General features: G+C 61.5%; 15 protein-coding genes and 1 pseudogene. 13 read left to right on the top strand and 3 right to left on the bottom strand.

The window, feature by feature from the left end; genetic code table 11:
• Nucleotides 1–68 precede the first annotated feature (68 nt).
• From RBI05_RS15255 to RBI05_RS15225, 7 genes and pseudogenes are all read left to right on the top strand, one after another.
• Nucleotides 69–2,102 carry a beta-galactosidase gene (locus RBI05_RS15255; protein ID WP_310551739.1) on the top strand — a complete coding sequence of 678 codons (2,034 nt, stop codon included), beginning with the start codon at nucleotides 69–71 and terminating at the stop codon, nucleotides 2,100–2,102.
• 182 nt (nucleotides 2,103–2,284) lie between these two features.
• On the top strand, nucleotides 2,285–3,265 hold the full coding sequence (locus tag RBI05_RS15250; RefSeq protein WP_310551738.1) for an iron-hydroxamate ABC transporter substrate-binding protein: 981 nt from the start codon (nucleotides 2,285–2,287) through the stop codon (nucleotides 3,263–3,265).
• Between the two features lie 145 nt (nucleotides 3,266–3,410).
• Nucleotides 3,411–3,968, top strand: a complete 558-nt coding sequence (locus RBI05_RS15245; RefSeq protein ID WP_310551737.1) for a DUF1273 domain-containing protein — start codon at nucleotides 3,411–3,413, stop codon at nucleotides 3,966–3,968.
• 5 nt (nucleotides 3,969–3,973) lie between these two features.
• Nucleotides 3,974–4,075: pseudogene (locus RBI05_RS15240) on the top strand (GNAT family N-acetyltransferase); the annotation flags it as partial.
• A gap of 116 nt (nucleotides 4,076–4,191) precedes the next feature.
• On the top strand, nucleotides 4,192–5,115 hold the full coding sequence (locus tag RBI05_RS15235; RefSeq protein WP_310551761.1) for a DUF6612 family protein: 924 nt from the start codon (nucleotides 4,192–4,194) through the stop codon (nucleotides 5,113–5,115).
• 200 nt (nucleotides 5,116–5,315) lie between these two features.
• The gene (locus tag RBI05_RS15230) at nucleotides 5,316–6,155 is read left to right on the top strand and encodes a methyltransferase domain-containing protein (RefSeq protein WP_310551736.1); all 840 of its coding nucleotides are present in this window, start codon (nucleotides 5,316–5,318) and stop codon (nucleotides 6,153–6,155) included.
• Between the two features lie 314 nt (nucleotides 6,156–6,469).
• Nucleotides 6,470–7,345, top strand: a complete 876-nt coding sequence (locus tag RBI05_RS15225; protein WP_310551735.1) for a P-loop NTPase family protein — start codon at nucleotides 6,470–6,472, stop codon at nucleotides 7,343–7,345.
• A gap of 174 nt (nucleotides 7,346–7,519) precedes the next feature.
• On the opposite strand, the gene RBI05_RS15220 is transcribed toward RBI05_RS15225, so the two are convergent.
• Nucleotides 7,520–8,011 (bottom strand): hypothetical protein, encoded by a 492-nt coding sequence (locus RBI05_RS15220; RefSeq protein ID WP_310551734.1) that lies wholly within the window; start codon nucleotides 8,009–8,011, stop codon nucleotides 7,520–7,522.
• A gap of 159 nt (nucleotides 8,012–8,170) precedes the next feature.
• Here RBI05_RS15220 and RBI05_RS15215 point away from each other — a divergent pair, with 159 nt between their 5' ends.
• Together RBI05_RS15215 and RBI05_RS15210 are read left to right on the top strand one after the other, a co-directional pair.
• Nucleotides 8,171–8,563 (top strand): DUF1648 domain-containing protein, encoded by a 393-nt coding sequence (locus tag RBI05_RS15215; protein ID WP_150458183.1) that lies wholly within the window; start codon nucleotides 8,171–8,173, stop codon nucleotides 8,561–8,563.
• Between the two features lie 27 nt (nucleotides 8,564–8,590).
• Entirely contained in the window at nucleotides 8,591–9,595 is a 1,005-nt protein-coding gene (locus tag RBI05_RS15210; protein WP_310551733.1) for a Gfo/Idh/MocA family protein, read from the top strand.
• Nucleotides 9,596–9,810: 215 nt separating this feature from the next.
• On the opposite strand, the gene RBI05_RS15205 is transcribed toward RBI05_RS15210, so the two are convergent.
• Both RBI05_RS15205 and RBI05_RS15200 read right to left on the bottom strand, forming a co-directional pair.
• On the bottom strand, nucleotides 9,811–10,740 hold the full coding sequence (locus RBI05_RS15205) for a hypothetical protein (protein WP_310551732.1): 930 nt from the start codon (nucleotides 10,738–10,740) through the stop codon (nucleotides 9,811–9,813).
• Nucleotides 10,737–10,886: a hypothetical protein gene (locus RBI05_RS15200; RefSeq protein ID WP_191089553.1), complete on the bottom strand. Its 150-nt coding sequence runs from the start codon at nucleotides 10,884–10,886 to the stop codon at nucleotides 10,737–10,739. Before RBI05_RS15200 ends, RBI05_RS15205 begins: the two co-directional genes overlap by 4 nt.
• A gap of 253 nt (nucleotides 10,887–11,139) precedes the next feature.
• On the opposite strand from RBI05_RS15200, the gene RBI05_RS15195 reads away from it, so the two are divergent.
• From RBI05_RS15195 to RBI05_RS15180, 4 genes are all read left to right on the top strand, one after another.
• A complete protein-coding gene (locus RBI05_RS15195; protein WP_310551731.1) occupies nucleotides 11,140–12,966 on the top strand; it encodes a VWA domain-containing protein in 1,827 nt (608 codons plus the stop codon).
• A gap of 31 nt (nucleotides 12,967–12,997) precedes the next feature.
• A complete protein-coding gene (locus RBI05_RS15190) occupies nucleotides 12,998–16,387 on the top strand; it encodes a tubulin-like doman-containing protein (protein WP_310551730.1) in 3,390 nt (1,129 codons plus the stop codon).
• A 1-nt stretch (nucleotide 16,388) separates the two neighbouring features.
• Nucleotides 16,389–18,818: a transcription initiation factor TFIID gene (locus RBI05_RS15185; RefSeq protein WP_310551729.1), complete on the top strand. Its 2,430-nt coding sequence runs from the start codon at nucleotides 16,389–16,391 to the stop codon at nucleotides 18,816–18,818.
• Between the two features lie 100 nt (nucleotides 18,819–18,918).
• Complete coding sequence (locus tag RBI05_RS15180; RefSeq protein WP_150458177.1) at nucleotides 18,919–20,187, top strand: vWA domain-containing protein; 1,269 nt, start codon at nucleotides 18,919–18,921, stop codon at nucleotides 20,185–20,187.
• The last annotated feature ends 19 nt before the right edge of the window (nucleotides 20,188–20,206 follow it).

The following is a 20,206-nucleotide window of genomic DNA, read 5'->3' as shown; positions in this document are numbered from 1 at the left end:
TACAATAAATATATATTTATATGCACCCTGAATTCAAACTCTAATTTACCAAGAGGATGTGTCTGCAGATGATTAACGACAAACTGCCCAAGATCTGGTACGGCGGCGACTATAACCCCGAGCAGTGGGAGGCGCCCGATTGGGCTGAGGACGAGCGGATGTTCAAGCTGGCGGGGATCGACATCGCTACGATTAATGTCTTCTCCTGGGCGCTGATCCAGCCGGACGAGGATACCTACGATTTCAGCGGACTGGATGCCATGATGGACCGGCTCTATAAGAACGGAACCTATGTCTGCCTGGCGACGGCGACCGGCGCCCATCCGGCCTGGATGGCCCGCAAGTACCCGGAAGTGACCCGCGTGGACGTTCAGGGCCGCAAGCGCAAATTCGGCGGACGCCATAACTCCAACCCGAACAGCCCGGTCTACCGCAAGTTCGCGGCTGCAATTGCCGGCAAGCTGGCGGAGCGGTACAAGGATCATCCGGCGCTTCTGGCCTGGCATATTTCCAATGAATACGGCGGCTATGACTACTCCGAGCAGTCCGAAGCGGCGTTCCGCCTCTGGCTGAAGGAGCGCTATGGCACGCTGGATGCGCTGAACAAGGCGTGGAATACGCGGTTCTGGGGCCATACGTTCTACGATTGGGACGAGATCGTTGTGCCGAATGAGCTGAGCGAGGAATGGAACGGCAACCGGACGAACTTCCAGGGCATCTCGCTCGATTACCGCCGCTTCATGTCCCACAGCCTGCTGGAATGCTACCGGATTGAATACGACGCGATCCGCGAGCACAGCAAGGATGTGCCGATCACGACGAATCTTATGGGACTGTACCAGGAGCTGGATTATTTTGAGTGGGCCAAGCACCTCGACGTCGTCTCCTGGGACAATTACCCGGCGCTGGACACGCCGGTCAGCCTTACGGCCATGACGCATGACCTGATGCGCGGTCTCAAGCAGGGCCAACCGTTCATGCTGATGGAGCAGACGCCGAGCCAGCAGAACTGGCAGCCGTACAACTCACTGAAGCGTCCGGGCGTCATGCGGCTGTGGAGCTACCAGGCGGTAGCCCGGGGAGCGGATACGGTCATGTTCTTCCAGCTGCGCCGTTCCATCGGAGCCTGCGAGAAATACCACGGCGCCGTGATCGAGCACGTCGGCCATGAACATACCCGCGTCTTCCGCGAATCCGCGGAGCTCGGCCGCGAACTGCAGCAGCTCGGAGACAAGCTGCTGGATGCGCGGAGTGCGGCCAAGGTCGGCATTCTGTTCGACTGGGAGAACCGCTGGGCCCTTGATTTGTCCAGCGGGCCGTCGGTGGCGCTGGACTATGTCGGAGAAGTGCATAAATACTATGACGCCCTGTACCGGCAGCATATTGAAACCGATATGATCGGCGTCGAAGAGGATTTCGGCAAATACGAGATTATCATTGCCCCGGTTATGTACATGGTGAAGCCGGGCTTCGCGAAGAAGGCCGAAGCTTTTGTCCGGGCGGGAGGCACTTTCGTCACGACCTTCTTCAGCGGCATTGTCAACGAGAACGATCTCGTAACCGTCGGCGGCTATCCGGGCGAGCTTCGCAGCCTGCTGGGCATCTGGGCGGAAGAGATCGACGCGCTGCTGCCGGACATGAAGAACGAGATCGTCATGAAAGAGAGCTGGAATGCGCTGAAGGGCTCTTATGATTGCGGGATTCTGTGCGATCTGATCCACAGCGAGGGGGCCGAAGTGCTGGCGTCGTACGGCTCCGACTTCTATGCGGGCATGCCTGCGCTGACGGTGAACGCCTTCGGCGAAGGCAAGGCGTACTATATCGCCTCCAGTCCGGATGCGGACTTCCTGCGTGCTTTTGTCGGCAATCTGTGTGAGGAGAAGGGGATCGCGCCGCTGGTAACGGCAGCCGGAGAAGTGGAATCCGTACAGCGCGTCAAGGACGGCAAGTCCTTCCTGTTCCTGCTGAACCACGCTGCAAGCGAGCTTCCGGCCGACATCGGCGCGGCAGAGCGCACGGATCTGCTCACCGGCCGCGCCGTCAGCGGTCAGGTGATGGTTCCGGCGCGGGGCGTGATGATTCTGGAGGGCGCGCTCCAGTAGCACAAGAGGCGAATTCCGGCAGAGAATACGCGAAGAAATCAAGGGGGCCGGCCGATAATGGCCGGGCCTCTTTTTGCGCGAATCCGGTTGACAAGCCGCACCGTACCCCCTATAGTGAGTAACTAGGTGAGAGTGAGAATCATTATCATACTAGTTCAGAGAATGAAAGGGGATCTATTCGAATGAAAAAATGGCTGACACCGTTGGCCCTGGTGCTGCTGCTTGTGACGGCTGCCTGCGGCAACAATAACGGATCGGGCAATACCAATACGGCGGCAGGCACCGCTGCGCCTTCACAGGCTCCGGAAGCTTCCGCTTCCGCCGCTGCTTCGGCCGCTCCGGCCGCAAGCGGAACGATTACATACGAATCGCAGACAGGTCCGGTCGAGGTACCGGCCAATCCGCAGCGCATTGTGGCGCTGAGCTTCGCTCCGAACGTCATCTCGCTGGGCGGGACCCTGGTAGGGGTGGACGAGTGGACCGGTAAGAATCCGCTGTTCACCGATAAGCTGAAGGACATCAAGGTTGTATCCGACGAGAGTCTCGAGGACATCATCGAACTGAATCCCGATCTGATCATTGCGGGCGACTATATGAAGAATCTCGACAAGCTGTCCAAGATTGCGCCGACGGTGGTCTACACCTGGGGCAAGCTCGATTACCTGAACCAGCAGATCGAGATCGGCAAGCTGCTGAACAAGGCCGATCAGGCTCAGGCCTGGGCGGATGATTTCAAATCCCGCGCCAAGGCGGCCGGCAAGGACATCAAAGCCAAGATCGGAGAGAACGCCACGGTCTCGGTCTTTGAGTACGATGCCAAGAGCTTCTATGTCTTCGGCAGCAACTGGGCGCGCGGCACGGAAGTGCTGTACCAGGCGATGGGTCTGAAGATGCCGGAAGCCGTCAAGAAGGATGCGCTCGGACCGGGTTACTACACGTTGTCCAACGAGACGGTTCCGCAGTATGCGGGGGATTATATTGTCCTCAGCCGTCCGGCGGGGACGGACAACGCCTTCCTTGGCACCGACACGTGGAAGAACATCCCGGCCGTCAAGAACGGCCATGTCATCGAGATTGAGACGGAAGCTTCGTCCTACAGCGATCCGATTACGCTGGATCATCTGCTGAAGCTGTTCACGGATGCTTTTCTTGCCATGAAATAGGTTCATGAAGAAGACAAGGCCGGGGGGAACGGGAACGTTCCTTCCGGCCTTTTTTTGCGGCCCGGGAGCCGGCGGGAAGTGCCCGAAGGAATAGCGGGGCGGTCTCCGGTGTACTATACTGGAATTTCAAGGGAGGGTCCATCGAATGAAGACACTGCTGGCAACCGGCTACCGGGCGCATGAACTGGGCATCTACAACGACAAGCACCCCGCCATTCCCTATATCAAAAAAGCAGCGGAGACCCGGATTCTTCCGCTTCTCGATGAGGGACTGGAATGGGTCATTACGCCGGGCCAATACGGCTTCGATCTCTGGGTATGCGAAGTCGTGCTGGCGCTGCGGGCGGACTATCCCGAACTGAAGCTCGGGATCGTGACCGCCCACGCCGCGCCGGAAGAGCGCTGGAAGGAAGAGAAGCAGGAGGAGTACCGCCGGATTACTTCGGCAGCGGATTATTGCGCCGCCGTAAGCAATCGACCTTACGAAGGGCCTTGGCAGTTCCGCGCGCGGGACGAGCTGCTGCTGCGCAAGAGCGACGGCATCCTGCTCTTCTATGATGAGGAGGCCGCGGAGGGCAGCCCGAAGTTCTTCCGGGAACGGGCGATGAAGCGGTATGAAGAGAACGGATATGAAATGCTGGTCATCACAGCGGACGAGGTTCAGGGCATTGCCGATGAGGAGAGCCGTCAGCGCTACGAATAAGAAGCGCCCAGCATTTCTACCGGAAGCTTGGGTACCGCGATGCAGGCTGCCTGCTGCAGGAGGAGGACCCGCCGGAGCTGATTCTGGTCAAGAAACTGGACCGGTAGACGGAGAGTTTTCACTTTTAATTATTTTTTAATAAAACAGCCCAAAGATGTGTTAACCGTGTAGGTAGGGGGTAATGGAACTCTAGCCCAATATTCTACAGGAGGAATTCTACTTGATGTCTTTCTTTCGCACACTGAACAAGAAACAGACTTTTGCAGTTATGGGAACCGCTGCGCTGCTGCTGGCAGGCTGCGGGAACAACGGCGGCGCGAACAACGAAGCCGATGCGTCGGCAGCAACCCCTTCGGCCCAAGTTACGGCATCCGCTCCGGCCGGAAGCGCGTCCCCGTCGGCCAGCCCGGCAGGACAGGTCGAGGCCGGCATCTCCGCCGATGAGCTGATCGCCAAAGTAACCGAAGCGACAGCCGGCCTGAAGAGCTATGCCATGGAGACCTCGACGATTCAGAACATGGATTTCTCGCAGAACGGCGAGAGCCAGCAGCAGGAGATCGAGATGGATACGCAGACCGAATTCACCCGCAGTCCGATGCGGATGCACCAGACGGTTACCAGCAACATGACCGGCCAGGAGCAGACATTCGAACAATATATTACCGATAAAGAGATGTACATCCAGGCCAACGGACAATGGCAGAAGATGCCGCTCGACGAGACGCTGAAGACCGCCATGACGCAGTCCGTCAATCCCGAGCAGCAGCTGAACCAGTTCAAGTCCTTCGCCAAGGAGATCAAAGTCTTCGAGAAAGACGGCGCGTACACGATGGACGTCCAGGTCAGCGGCGACAAGGTGAAAGACATCGCCAAAGGCTATCTGGGACAGTCGAATCAGCAGCAGGCCCAGATGCTGGACCAGATGAACATCAAGAGCATGACGCTGTCGTACACGGTGGATAAGAAGACCTACTATCCGGTCGCGACCGACATGATTATGGCGATGGACATGGATGCCGAAGGCCAGACGGTGAAGCTGGATATGACGGTGAGCGCCCAGTTGTCGGATCATAACGGGATCGACGAGATCAAGGTTCCGCAGGAAGCGCTCAATGCCCAAGAGGTGCAGAGCGGCACCGGACAGTAAGTCTATTCCGATCAGCCTGCTCCGCCAAAAAGAACGCTCCCGGAGCCCTCCCGCCTGAATTATGGCGGAAGGGCTCTTTCGTATGCGTTGCCCTGGGGCCGCGCCTTGACGCGGCCGGAGTCCGGGGGACAGCCGCCGCTTCCGCCGGCCGGGAAGCTTCATATCCTATCCCATAGCGCTGATGAAGGTGGGGGAGCTTCATGAGAATCGAGCTGGGCACGGCTTGCAGGGATTACGCGTCGCCTTCGTCCCGGAGTCTGCCCTGGACCGGGGAGGGACGGCTCCCGTTCGGCGACGGAACGGTCGATGCGGTTCTTCTTGAAGGCTGCCTGGAATATGCCCGGGACCTGCCGGCAGCTCTTCGGGAGCTGTTCCGGGTCTGCCGGCATAAGGCGCTCGTCTGTCTGCTTGCCCCCTATGCGCACGCGGCCGTCCATATGGCCAATCCTTATCTGCGCCAGCGGTTCAATGAGCACTCCCCGCGCTTCTGGTCGCCCTATCCGCCTGCGGAGTCGGCGGGATGGGAGGACGCTTTTCCGCTTCCCGAGGATTGGTCGCTGGTCAAGGGAGCGGCGCAGCCGGCCGGAACCGACTTTCGGCTGCTGCGGATGGAAGTCTTCCACTTCCCGCAGTATGCCGGTCTCTACGACCGGTTCGAACTGTCGCTGCTCCGGCAATCGCAGCTTAACGTCGCGCACCGGATCATGTACCATCTGCTGGCGGTCAAAGAGCCGGTGCCGGAGGAGGAGCTGGACCGGATCGCCCGCTGCCCGCTGGAGGAGCCGCCGGGCGCGGCGGCGCTCCGATTCGTTCCGGCAGAGGAACCTTCGGCCGGGGAGCGTCCATTCGCCATGGATGTCAGACAGGCGGGCCGTGCGGCAAGCGCCGGGAAGACATCTTCTCCCGCGGCAGTCCGGCGGCGCGCGCGGTCCCTGTCCGGGCGCGCCTGGTCCGGCCGCAGAAGGGGAAGCCAAGCCAGAGGCAGAGGCAAACGGAGAGGCCGGGGCGGGCCTTCCCGGGAGCGGAACCGCCGGCGCTGAAGACGTAAAGGCGCGGAAGGCTTGTTGCATTTGCGGCAGGATGGTAAGCTGGATGCAAGATGCGCACGAAGGAGCCCCGAACCCGCCATGTGGATGAACCTGTAACCTAGTCTTCAAGTCTTGCCGGGATGCCGCCGCGCAGCAATTATGCTGCCGGATTTGACATGCCTGCCTGCAAGGAAACGGAAGAGGGACAGGGGCTGTGCGAACCGGCCTGCGGATACCTGTGGTATCCGCTCTTTGGCTTGGGATAAGGCGCATCCCGCGAGGCACGCTGTCCCCTCCGGGGTTCAACTGCGAAAGGGGAAATGACCATGACCGCCCAATTGATCTTGATTGAAGGGCTGCCCGGTTCGGGCAAAACGACCACCGCCGCCTTCGTGCATGAGACGCTGACACAGATGGGCTTGAGTTCCCGGCTGTATGCGGAAGGGGACTTGAATCATCCCGCCGATTACGACGGGGTGTCCGGCTTCACCGAAGCGGAATACGCCGCCTGGAAGAAGGCCTATAACCCGCCGGAAGAGAAAATCGAAGACCGGCTTGTCCGGCAGGACGGCCATTATCTGCTGGAATACCGCCGAATCCGGGAAGAGCGCGCAGGGGCGGGCGAGGGAGGCAGCGGGCAGGAAGCGGAGAACGCCTGGCTTCAAGCCGCACAGAAATATGATATCTATGAGCTTCCGCTTGCGCGCAACCGGGAGCTGATCGCCGCCAAATGGAGAAGATTCGCGGAGGCGGCCCGCAGGGAATCCGGAGTGTACGTGTTCGAATGCTGCTTCATTCAGAATCCGGTTACCGTGGGGATGATTAAGTACGGGGCGGCGGATGCGGAGACGCAGGCCTATGTGGCGGAGCTGGCTTCGCTGATCGAGCCTCTGAAGCCGATGCTGATCTACGTGGAGCAGGAGGATCTGGATTTCTCATTCCGCAAGGCGGTAGCGGACCGGCCGAGGGAATGGTCGGAAGGCTTCATGGCGTATTACACCGGCCAGGGGTACGGGCTGCGCCGGGGACTCCGGGGGCTGGAAGGGACTGTGCAGGTGCTGGAAGCCCGCCGAGCCCTGGAGCGGAAGATCCTGGGCCAACTGAACATGCCGGTCCATACCGTGAATAATTCCGCTTACGATCCGCATGCTCACAGGGAGGAGCTGACCGGTCTGCTGCGCCGGCATTTCCGCCAGGCTTGAGGCCGGTGAGATACCGCGAAGCCGCGAAAGCGGGAGGACGCTGACGAATAAGCAGATAGACTGGGATGCAATGCAAAAGAGCCGAGCGCCGATACCCTTCCGGGTGCCGGCGCTCGGCCTTTTGTGATCTCCGAGAGGCCGGAGTGAAGCGGAAGCGGCCCGCTCGCGGCTATTCTACTCCGGCTTCTCCGTGAAGCCTTCCTCCGCGAGATACTCCTCGGCCTCGGCGCGCGTCTCGAACGCCATGTCGAGATTGGGACCGGAGTAGAGATACCAGAGCCCTTCTTCGGCTTTCAGTTCCAGGATGCTGCCGTCCGCGTCCAGCCAGACCGAATTGTTCTTGGCTTTTTTCGGCTTGCGGGGGGCGGAGGTGCCGGCGTCAGCCGGCGCCTGGGACAAGGAAGCGATGGAGGCCTCCACCAGCTCGCGCAGCTCGGCTTCTTCAAATTCGCGGATGTTGACGAGACCCTTGGCGTCCGTCTCGCGGCCGCGCAGAAGGCCGGCATAGACATAGCCGTTGCCGTTCGGATGCAGATGGTAGGCGACGGTTTTTTTGTCATGAAGACTGGTCTCCAGACTGTAATTTACCCGGCCGAGCGAGACGTCTCTGCGCGTCAGTTCGGGATAGGAATCCAGAATGCGAAGCTTCTGTTCAAAAGTGAGCATGATTAATAACCTCCGGTTCGTTCGGTCGTTCGTTTCATTATAACATGACGGCGCACCGGACGCTGAAACGATGGTATAATGACAAGGTATGGATAAGAAAGGCCTTACATTCGGAGCGCCGCGCATACGGGAGAAGTACAGCTTGCGAGAGACAGGGCGATGACGGTGAGGCCGAATGGAACCGACGAAGGAGCGCTGACCGTGGCCCGGACCAAACGATGGATAATCGCAAGCGTGCTGATTGGAATCATCCCTTTTGCCGTATATCTTCTGCTCTACCCGCGAATGCCCGATATGGTTCCGATTCATTATGACGGAGGAGGCGCGGCGGACCGGTTCGTCCCGAAGACCAGTTGGGAACTGCTGCTGCTGGCAGGGCTTGGCGAACTCGGGCTGCTGTTCATGCTGGGTCTGCGCCAGATGCTCGGCAGTGCGGCGTCCTTCGGCGACATGTTGCCGAAGACCCGTGCCGCCCTATGGAATGTGTCCAGCGCCGTCGTTGTTCTGCTCTTCTCGGGTATCGGGATTTCCGCGCTGGCGGCAATGGTGTAAATTCACGAAGGGAGCAATTGACCAACGATGCCTAATGAAGCTGACAAGAAGGTTCCCCTGCGTTGGGGGATTATCAGTACGGGAGTAATCGCCGACAAGTTTGTGCGCGATCTGGCCTACAGCCGGGAGGGGGCTGCCTTTGCAGTCGGTTCGCGGAGTCTGGAGGGCGCGGAACAATTTGCCGGCAAGCACGGCATTCCGAAGGCCTACGGCAGCTACGAGGAACTGGTAGCCGATCCCGAGGTAGAGGCCGTCTACATCGGAACGCCGCATCCCTTCCACAAGGAGAACGCCATGCTGGCGCTGCGCGCGGGCAAAGCGGTGCTCTGCGAGAAGCCGTTCACGCTTAACCGCAGCGAACTGGAGGAGGTCGTTGCCTGTGCCCGGAAACACGGCGTGTTCCTGATGGAAGCAATGTGGAGTCGGTTCATTCCGGCTATGGTGCAGGTCAGGGAATGGATTGCCGCCGGAAAGATCGGCGAAGTGAAGCTGGTCAAGGCAGAGCTTGGCTTCCGGTCCGACTGGAATCCGCAGGGGCGGCTCTTGAACCGGGAGCTTGGCGGAGGCGCGCTGCTGGATGTCGGGATTTATCCGGTTGCCCTGGCATCCATGATTCTGGGTCCGTCTCCGAAGGACGTACAGAGCGCGGTACATATCGGGGAGACGGGCGTCGACGAGCAGTTCTCGCTGCTGCTGGGCTATGAAGGCGGCAAGGCGGCCCAGCTGGCCGGAGCCATCCGGCTCGGGATGGCCAACGATGTGCACATCTACGGGACAGAAGGCCGTATCTATATCCCGCTGACCCCGGTTAATCCGTATGCGGCCGAGCTGTACGCGGGAGACGAGAGAGTCGAGCGGTTCGAGGACGACCGCGTCTGCGAGGGCTATGCGCTGGAGGCCGACGAAGTGGCCCGCTGCCTTCGGGCAGGTCTGAAGGAGAGCCCGGTAATGCCGCTGGATGAATCCTTGGAGATCATGGGGCTGCTGGATCGTGTACGCAAGCAGTGGGGGCTTGTCTACCCGGGCGAATAACGCATGGCTTCTAAGCAGTACCCATATGGATAAACGTCAAAAAACCAGCGTTCCTTCCTTGGCGGAGGGAACGCTGGTTTTTTGGGTCTTGGGCCCCGGTTATCCGGACTGCCCGGCGGCGCCGCAGCGCAGAGTGCAGGGAAGGGGACGCCCGGCGGCGTCCAATAACCGAACCCTTGCCGCGCCTATCCCGGCAGGGTCAATGGCAGGGGCCATCAATGAGACCGTGCCTCCGGGATGCCCCGGTTCCCGGCGATGTCCCGGACAATGGCGTCCAGTCCGTTCCAGGCCTCCCGGGGATCGGCCTGCACCAGCCGGAGCAGGCGGAGGAACCGGTCGCTTGGAAGACCGTCGGCATATCGGCCGATGAAGCCGGAGTACAGCAGGCAGTAGCGCTTCATCCGGACGGCGGCAGCAGCGACGGCGGTCAGAATGGCCGGGCCCTCCCTCATTTCCAGAATCTGCGCTTCATGAAGCTGGCAGTAGCGGAGCGTCCGGTCTTTGATAAGCTCCGGCTTCAGCTTCGCGACTTCGCCGATGTACTCGGCGAGCAGCGGCTCGAAGTCCCGCAGAATCAGGGACTCCATCTCCAGATCCATGTCCTTGCGGAGCTGGAAGCCGTGCAGCAGCGCAACGCGCTGGCGGGAGACCCGGTCGCCCCGGAGCAGAACGGAGACCTCCCGCAGCTTCTCATAGGCAAGCACATCGTCTTCACGCAGCACCGATACCGCCTCCTGGCGGTCGCCCTCCAGCCCTTCCCGGATGAGGCCGATATCCCGGCGGAACAGCTCGTCCAGCGAGCGGATGTCTTCGGTCAGGCGGGCGCGGAGCTGCAGCCAGGACAGCAGTACGGTCAGCAGCAGGCCGGCTGCAAGGGCGATGAACCGCTGCGATCCGTCGGCAGCGAAATAGACGGCCGCAGCGGACAGAACGAGAACGGCCGCCAGCCGGACCGTACGCCGCTTGGAAGCCAGGGAGGCTGCCTTGGCTTCCACCGGAAGAAGCGACGATCTGCCGCAGGCCGGACAGCGCTCCCCGGCGAGAGCCGTATAGCGGGAACAGCGCGTACAGACGCGAAGCGCGTCGAACGAATAGCGGGGATAGCGGAACGGGCGCAGCACGACGGGTCTCTTGGCAGTCTTCATGACGGTCGGTTCCCCCCGTTCAGCGAAGCGAGCAGCCGCTCGTCGATCTCTTCCCGGCTGACGGGCTTGCGGCGGCGCAGCAGCAGCAGAATGGCCTGGATCGCCGTATAGAGAAACGCAAGTCCCAATATTGCGTATGTAATCATAATTTGGTCCTTTCCTTACCGGGCCGCGGACTTCAGCTTCCTTTAATGTACATCCGCTACAATGGCAGCAGAGCCGTCGGCGTTCGATGCGCCGGCCGCTGTCAAGGCGCTCCTGCCGCCTTGTCCGGCCTGGCCTCGGTTGAAGTTTGAAGGGTTTAATTATATCATAATGGCAGGCTGTTTACAGATTTTAGCTGCCCCGACCAGCGGGCGCTCGCCTGGCCGAACACCTAATGATTAGAGGAGTTGTGCCATGTTTCGACATTTGACGATTGATAACATCCGAACCCGGATTTCCGCTGCGTTCCTGAGCGTGCTGCTCCTGCTCGCGCTTGTCTGCGAGCCGTCCGCCGCGCATGCGGCAGCCGCTTCGGCCAAGACGCCGGCAGGGGCGGCGTCTCGGATCGACGCCGTGCTGCTGCTGGACGTCAGCAATTCCATGAAGACGAGCGATCCCGGCGGAATCGCCGCGGAGGCCATGAAGCTGTTCGTCGATATGCTGTCCGTGCAGGGGGACAAAGTCGGCATCGTGGCGTACACCGACAAGGTACAGCGCGAGAAGGCGCTGATGGAAGTGAAATCCGCTTCCGACAAGCAGGATCTGAAAGATTTCATCGACGGCCTGGACCGCGGGGCCTATACCGATATCGCCGTCGGCGTCGAGGAAGCGGTGAAAGTGCTGCAGAACGGCAGCGACGCTTCGCATGAGCCGATGATCGTTATGCTCGCCGACGGCAACAACGATTTCAACGAAGCGACCGGCCGGACAGAGAGCGAGTCCGACCGGGAACTGGCCGACGCCGTAGCGGCGGCCAAGAAGAACGGCTATCCGATCTATACCATCGGGCTGAACGCCGACGGGAAGCTGAACAAGGCCAAGCTGGCGCAGCTCTCGCAGGACAGCGGCGGCAAGGCGTTCGCGACGAATACGGCGGACGATCTGCCGGAGATTCTGAGCGAAATTTTTGCCGACCATCTGAAGCTGAAGGTCGTGCCGGTGCAGTCGCTGACGGCGAACGGAGACTACCAGGATGTGACGGTATCCGTGCCGAACGCAAGCGTGCTGGAAGCCAATATTTCCATTATCTCGGATCAACCGGTCACCGCGAAGCTGACCGATCCCAAGGGAAAGGACGTCGCCATCCCTTCAAGCGGCGTGCTGCTCTCCAAATCCAAGACCTACAGTCTTATCAAGCTCCAGTCCCCTCAGGAGGGAGATTGGAAGCTCTCGGTCAAGGGCGTGCCGAAGGACAAGATCGACATTAACCTGATCTTCAATTATGATCTGACGCTGGCTGTCGATTCGCCGGCTTCGGGAGTGTACAAGAAGGGCGACAAGCTCGATATCTCCGCCCATCTGATGAGCAGCGGCTCACAGGTGAAGGAAGCGGGGCTCTATGCCGGAATGAAGGCGGTCCTTCTGGCGACGGATCTGGACACCGGCAAGACCGAGAAGCTTCCGCTCGACAATACGCAGGGCGTCTTCAAGGGAACCTTCCAGGTCCAAGCAAGCCATAACTACGAGCTGAAGGTCCGGGCCGAAGAGAGCAGCTTCTACCGGGAGAGCCCCGCCGTCAAGATCAACGCAGGCGGCCAAGCGGTCCCGGCGGCCTCTCCGGCCGGCGGAGCGGGCAGCGGCAGCGAGTCCGGCAGCGGCCATACGCTCCGCAATATCCTGATCGCGCTGGGAGCGCTGGCGGTGCTGGCCGCTGCGGCCGCCGCGTGGCTGTTCTACAAGAAGGCGAACCGCGGCTTCGTCGGCCAGATGGTCGTCGAAGTGGTAGACGGCAACACCGGCGAGAAGACGTACCCGCAGTACAAGAAGCTGAGCGGGTTCCGCGGCAAGTTCACGCTGCATCAGCTTCTCCAGCTCGCCCCGGAGCTGAAAGAGACGGAGAACCTGGTGTTCCGTCCGGGGACCGGCGACCGGATCGTGCTGAAGGGCGGGCCGGATACCGCAGTCGAGAAATCGGGCCGGGCGGTCGATACCGTCCGGGGGCTGGAACTGAAGAGCGGCGACCGCATTGCCGTGCAGCTGCATACCGTGGACAAGAGCATTTTGCTGGAATATTTGAAGTAAGAGACGCACGAACGAGAGGAGAACACCACTTATGAAACCGGTCGTTAGAGAGCATATCCAGCAGTTGGACGTATCGCTCGGAGGAGGTATCGTCAGCGACAAAATCCGGGTCGATACCATCGACAACCCGATTCTGATCATCGGCCTCGGCGGTACGGGCATCGACGCCCTGCTGCGGCTGAAATATCAGATCAACCGGCGGTTCAAGCTGCCGGAGGACCCGATTACGAAGAAGAAGCGGGACAAACCGGACAATGTGGAATTCTTAGCTTTTGAGACGAACGAGCAGGACCGCGGCAAGCGCTACCGGGGCGTCGGCCTCGATTCCCAGAACGAATTCGTGCTGCTGGCCAACGCCGAGATCGGCGGCCTGCTGCAGAACCGCAGCATTCTCGATCCCTATATCACGGAATGGCTCTCGCCCGAGCTCAGCATCACCGACGGGATGAACGGCGCCGCCGGCGTCCGCCAGGCGGGACGGCTGCTGCTGTTCACGAAGATTAACCAGGTCGTCGGCGCCATCGACAAGAAGATCAAGACGCTGTCGGTTGGCACGAACAAGAAGCTGATGGTCTTCCTGCTGACGGGCCTATCGGGCGGTACGGGCAGCGGAACGTTCCTCGACATCGCCTACATCGTCCGGGGCCTGATTGAACGGGACTACGGTTCGGCGGGCATCGACCGGGTCAACACGCTCGGCTATCTGTTCACGCCCGACGTCAACCTGGCCAATAAAAGTCTGAGCGAACACACGCGCGAGTATGTCCGCAAGAACGGCTATGCCGCGCTCAAGGAACTGGATTACTGGATGAACGTGGACAGCCGGGGCGAACGCTTCCGCCAGCAGTACGGCAACATCCTGACGGTCAATTCACCGCTGCCGCCGTTCAATCTCTGCCACCTGATCTCGGCGACGAACACCGAGGGCAAGCTGCTGGAGAACGCCTATGACTACTGCATGAACGTGACGGCCGAGAACATTACGAACTTCATGGCGAGCGAAGAGAAGCAGTCGGGCGAGGAGTTCGCGATTCACGACTATATCAGCAATATCCGGACGAACATCGCGCAGATGAACAAGTCCTATCCGGCCAACTATGAATACAACATCATCGGGGCGTCTTCCGCCGTGCTGCCGATTGAGGAAATGACGACCTATCTGGCTTACCGGCTGTTCGACAAGATGGACAAAGTGTTCCATCAGGCTCCCGGCCAGGAGGATGTGGAGAAGACCGCCCGCAAGCTCGGCATCGACCTCGACACCATGGTCAAGACCTTCGAGTCCCGGGTGCCGGAGCCGCTGCCGGGCTTCGAGAACAGCGAGCGGCTGAGCCACGCCAACGTCATCAAGAACCAGGTCGTCGATATGGATACCGAACTGGAGCAGGGCTTCCTGGCCCGCGCCCGGGAGGAGTACATCAAGACCCGCAAGCAGCTTCCCGGCGAGATTGTGGCCAAATTCGGCGAAGAGATGGAGCGGACGTTCCTTCATCCCGAGCAGGGCCCCTTCTATGTCTCCCGGCTGATCTATACCGAAAAAGGCTTCTGTCTCCTGAAGCTGATCCAGTCCTATGTTGAGACGCTGCGCGAAGGACTGCTGCGCCTGCCGCGCGACATCGAGGCGGCCCGGGATGCGGCCGACGACAAGCTGGGCGACGCGCGGAGCGCTTTTGTCTCCAAGGAGAAGAAGAAGAACGCCTATATCGAAGCCAAGATCAACGAATACTGGCTGCACGCCGATGTCGAGCGGACCGAGCGGATGATCGAGTTCTACGAAGACCTGTTCGAGCTGCTGAATGAAGAGAACAGCCGAATCTACGGCGTATTTACGGAGATTCTGAACGCGCTGAGCGCAATCTTCGAGAAGAACGGCGACATTCTGACGAGCGGCGAGGAGCAGACCGACCATAAGGGGAACAAGACGTACTACTGGAACATTGTCAGCGTACCCGACATTGCCGGGACGATCTCGAAGCTGATGGACCAAAAGGACGGCGACGACCTGATCCGCGACTTCTCGCGCGAAATGCTGCGCCATTCCAGCCGCTGGGTGCAGGAGCAGGATATCGACATCGTCGCTTCGATCTCGGAGTTCCTGAGCGACAAGTTCGGCGATCTCATCACCCGCTCCATGGAAGACTTCCTGGTTATGAAGTTCGGCAAGGACGAGCCGCTCGACAAGCTGGTGGAGCGGACGATAGCCGGCAAGCTGGATGATGAAGCCGTGCCGGTGTTCCACCTGAGCAACAGCTCGGGCAGCCTGCATTTTCCGTCCTGGGGCTTCGTCTCGGTGCCGGTCAAGGCGCCGGGCATCCTGAAGGGAATCAAAGCGTATCAGGACAATGCGCTCGGGAAGTCGCATTTTACGATCAAGGAGAGCGAAGTCAAGAACCGGATCTTCTGGCTCAACACGCGCAACGGAGTGCCGCTGTTCGTCTATACGCCGCTGAAGGTCTACGAAGAGAACTACGAGCGTACGATTCTCGATAAGGAAGGCATCGGACGCCATTTGGTCATGACGGAGAGGGAGAACTGGACCTACCTGCCGTCGCCGATTCCGGAGCAATCCTGGGGCGATACGTACAGCAACTTCCGCGTCAAGGCGTACAATTCCGGCGTCCGCGCCGACTTTGACCGGGCGCTGGAGCTGGGCGTCATCGCCGAGAAGAGCGCGGCGGAACAGACGAGCAGCCGCTATTCGGTCATTCTGACGGGGCCGCTTGATGTGGAGGCGGTGCTTCGGGCGTTCGATCTGCGGCTGGATTCCGGCCGCCCGAACCTCGGTGAAGTGAGAAAGGCGGCCGACGAGCTGAAGCGCCTGCGGGACGGCGGACTCGTGCGGGAAGGCGCCCGGGATATCTTCGGCAGCGTAACCCGCGAGCTGGCGCGGGAGAATCTGATCCGCACACCGCTGCTGATCGCCCGTGTCCGGGAGGAGCTGGCGAAGTACGACGCGCTCGCGGCCAAATCGGCGGAGCTGGAGTCGCTTCTGGGCCGCCACCGGGACGAAGAGAAGTGGCTGGATCAGTTCCTCGAGGCGCTCTACACCGATACGATCGCGAAGAAAGGCGCGCTGTTCGTCTACGACAAGGATGAGGACGAAGAGAGCTGGGAGCCGTTCGCCAACCTGATGAAGGAACGCAACTATGTGGAATACGCGGTGTACCGCCACTATCGCAGCCTGGACGAGAAGAGCCGGGCGGCGCTGCAGCGCAAAGCCGCGAAGCGCGCAGCCGAAATGACGGCTTCCGAGGACGTGGCGCCGCTGCTCTACCGATTGGAGAATCTGTACGTCACCTTCCTGGAAGCGCGCGACTCGCTGGAGTATGAACGTGCGGAGCATGCCGACGGAGACGAGATGTACGCGTTCTACCAGACGATGACCGGCAAGCTAAGCGCGATCCGCAAAAGGCTGAAATAAGATGGGCCGCGCGATGCTTGAGCAGTTCGCGGACGGCTATGCGCTCCGGGAGGAGGCGCAGCAGGGCAGCGGCGACGGCCGCACCAGCATTCATTACCCGGCGCTCTTCCTGTTCCTCGGAGCCCGGTGCGAGCCGGCGATCTCGCCGGTCGTGCAGAGCTGCCGCCGCAAATGGGATAATGCCGGCGGCGTGCTGGCGCTGCATGCCGCGCCGGAGGAGGCCTCCGATGCGGGAGAGCCGTCCCCGGGAGCAGCCCCGAAGCCGGGGCTGCCGGACCTGGCCGTCCGGAAGATGACGCTCCCCGCTGTCCGGGGCAGAGACCCCCGAACGGTCCGCCGGGACGTCTGGCGGGCGTTTCAGGAGCAATCCGCTTATCTCGCCGGGATGAACACCGCGCTGCGGCGGATCAGCAATGAAATTGCGGATTACGGACGTCTCTATTCGTCGTTTGACGTGATTCATCTGTCGATCGTGACGATGGTCGATGATCCCGCGAACATTCTGCTGCCCCAGATTGCGCTGCTGGCGCGCACCGTGCTGGCCCAGTCGTTCAAGTCGGTGCGCACCGATCTGTTCGTTCTGATCTCCGAGCGGGAGCAGGCGGAGCATTTCGGCTATGCCAGCTCCGCCGGACTCGCCTTTCTGCGGGAGCTGGACGGCATGCAGGCGTCAGACTATGCTCTGACCGCACCGCTGCTGGTGACGGAGGATGGGCTGTCGATTGCGGTCAGCCACGGCCCGGCGCCGCTGTTCGATCTGGTCTACTGCCTGTCCGACAAGAATGAGCGGGGCATTGTCTCGCCCCGCGGCATGGAAGACAACTACGAGATGATCTCGCATATCAGCTTGCTGAAGAATGCCGTGCGTCCGGGGGGCGGGGACGCTTCGGCCGGAAGCGGCCCGGGCGGATACGGCGGTCAGGGCGGCTATAACAACGCCGCCTTCAAGAGCGGCATCCGCGGGGTGTCGGGCCGGGAGACCTACGCCTCGGCGGGCTTCGCCGAGGTGACCCGGCCGAACCGGCAGATCGCGCTGGCTGTGCTGTATCATCTGCTCCGCCTGCTGGCCGGTCAGCTTCGGCAGAGCAGCGGCCTCAGCCCGCGCGAACGGCTCGGGCTGATGGGAATGGACGAGGCGAGCCTCCGGGAGCGGGCCCGCAGGTTGCTGCCGGAGCCGGAAGAGCTGGCCGAAATGAACGGCCTGATGGCGCATACGCAGCCGTCCTTTGCAGAGCTTCGGCGGCTGTCGCTCCGGGAGGCGGAGGAGCTGCTGTTCGGCGAGGGCGCAGAGAGCTATTTTCGCGCGAACTTTGAGAATCCGGCAGGCCGGAAACTGGAGGAAGCCGATCCGGAGCGCGAGCTGCTGCGTTCGCTGGCGGCGATGCCCGCGCCGCCGAACTTCATGCAGCTGGCCCGCTGGACCGCCGACCGCGACGAGGCCGGAAGCGTGCGGCACAGCCTCCGCCAGCATATGGCCGGGCTGCGCTCGGCGATAGCGACCGCGCGGGAGGAGCTGGCCGGGCTGTATGCAGCGGAGGTCGGCCGCCTGCCGATTCCGCGCGTGCCTCTGCTGGATAAGCGGACGGTCCGCAACGCCGTCCGCTATCTGTTCGAGGAAGCGTATGGCCGCAGATATGGCATTCTTCGCCTGGAGACCGAGCTTGCGCTCTGCCGCAGGCTGGAGGATGCGCTGGACCGGCTGAATGCGGAGAACGGCCGCCGGGCGCGGCTGATGGAAGAGCTGGAAGAGGAACTGAGAGCTGCCGCGATGGAAGCCATCGGCCGGAACGACTCTGATACGGGCCGCAACATTATGGAGTACTACGCGGGCGTGACGGAGCAGGTCTTGGCGGAGGCCGAATCCAGACGCGGACCCGGCGTGTGGTTCACGGAACGGATGCTGGGCGATCCCGCGGCTCTGCTGGACCGGGGCGGCGAGGCTTTCCTCCGGGAGCTGGTCGCGCTGTGTGAACGGGAGGTGCTGGCATCGCCGGCTTTTGGACTGCCGTTCGAGGAAGAATTGCTGCGGCGGGCCAATGTCGCGGCGGCGTACGAGAACCGGGAGGTACTGCCGAAGGAAGAATTGTTCCGTCGGCTGTACCGGAATCTGGAGGAGGGAGCGGCGATCAATGTCCGCCTGCTCCAGTACACCCAGGAGCACCGGCACGAGGAGAAGTATTTCTTCGGGGATTCGGGCTCCGAGTTCCTGCGCTATGCGCTGGCCCAGGGAGAGACGACCCGCAATTACCGGGTCGGCTTCGTCCATGAGGAACGGCGCAGCGGGGTCTCCAAGCTGAACCTGATGGGCGGCTTCCATCTGGAGGATCTGCTCTATTACCGCAACGGCCGGATCTATTATGAGACGTACCTTCAGAACGGATACGAATTGCATGCGGATGAGAGCGGGGACCTGCCGCCGCTGCGCGGGTAAGGCGGGCGGCGAAGAATGCGGGCAGCGGCACAGTCCGGCCGGCCCGCGCACAACAAGAGCGGACTCTCGGTCCGCTCGATGGGGGAAAGGATGTTGAAGCATGCAGCGTAAAATCAATGCACTCCTGCTGTTGTTCAGCCTTGCCGGAGGCGCGGCGGCTTTTGCCGCAGGCGAGCTGCTGCTTGGCGCGAAGCTGGAGGAATGGCCGCCGATACTCGTCGTCGGCCTCTATTTTGCCCTGGTCGCGCTGGGCGTCGGAGCCGGTTGTCTGCTGGCGGAAATGATATCGCCGAGACTGAACGGCGCGTCCTGGCGGCAGCGTTACCTGGGACTGTCGTGGAAGCTGCTGCCGCTGGCCGTCGCGCTGCTGCTGGGAGTCGGTTCCCTGACGGAATTCATCTATGAGCTGAATTTCGGAGGCTCGAAGCCGGTGAAGGATATTGTGCTGGTGATCGACGACTCCGGCAGCATGTCCCAGAGCGACCCGTCCAACCGCCGCTACGAAGCGGCGCGGGAGCTGATCGCCTCGATGGACGGCGACAACCGGGTCGCCGTCGTCTCGTTCAGCGACGAGGCGGCTGTAGCCCAGCCGCTGATCCGGCTGAAGGGAAACAACCGGGAACGGGTGCTGGCGGCGATAGGCGGCCTGTCCACGACCGACGGAGGAACCAATCTGCGCGGCGCTCTTGCGGAGGCAATGAACGTCATTACCGGCGCTTCCGGCAAGGAGCGGGGCGCGATGGTCATCCTGCTCTCGGACGGAGTCAGCTCGCTGGATCTGGAGAGCGATCTGGCCGCATACCGGGAGCGGGAGGTTGCGGTCAATACGATCGGCCTTGCGCTGACGGAAGCCTCCGGTACGAGCCTGCTCCGGGATATGGCTGCGTCTACCGGCGGCGCGTACTACGATGTGGAGGACGCGGAACGGCTGGGAGCCGTATTCCGGGAAATCTATGACCGGCTCGGCGACCGCACGCTGCTGACGGAGCGCACGGACGACACGGCGGACAGCCCGTATTATGCGGCGGTGCGAGTTCTTGCGCTGCTGCTGGCAGGAACGGCGCTCGGCATCGGTCTGGGCATCATCTTCGACAACCGCTATCTGGCGCGGAGCTTCGGCACCGGCGGAGCGGTGTCCGGCCTGCTGGCCGGACTGACGCTGGAATTCGGCCTCGGAAGCAACGGCTTCCTGAACGGCGTAATCCGGCTGATCGCCGTGCTGCTGCTCGCAGGAGTGATGGCGCTGTTCACGGCGGTCATCCCCATCGGCGAGGGACGGATGGTCCGGCGCGGAAGACGGGACCCGGTTCCGCAGGGTCCGTCTTCCGGCTACCGCCGGCCGGGCGGCCGGAGCAGCAAAGGGTTTTGACCCCGTACAGCAGGGAGGA

This window comes from Paenibacillus glufosinatiresistens, assembly GCF_031470375.1.
Taxonomy (GTDB): Bacteria; Bacillota; Bacilli; order Paenibacillales; family Paenibacillaceae; genus Paenibacillus_AQ; species Paenibacillus_AQ glufosinatiresistens.
The sequence above is the reverse complement of the archived record's forward strand: the minus strand, read 5'-3'. Positions and strand labels throughout refer to the sequence as shown.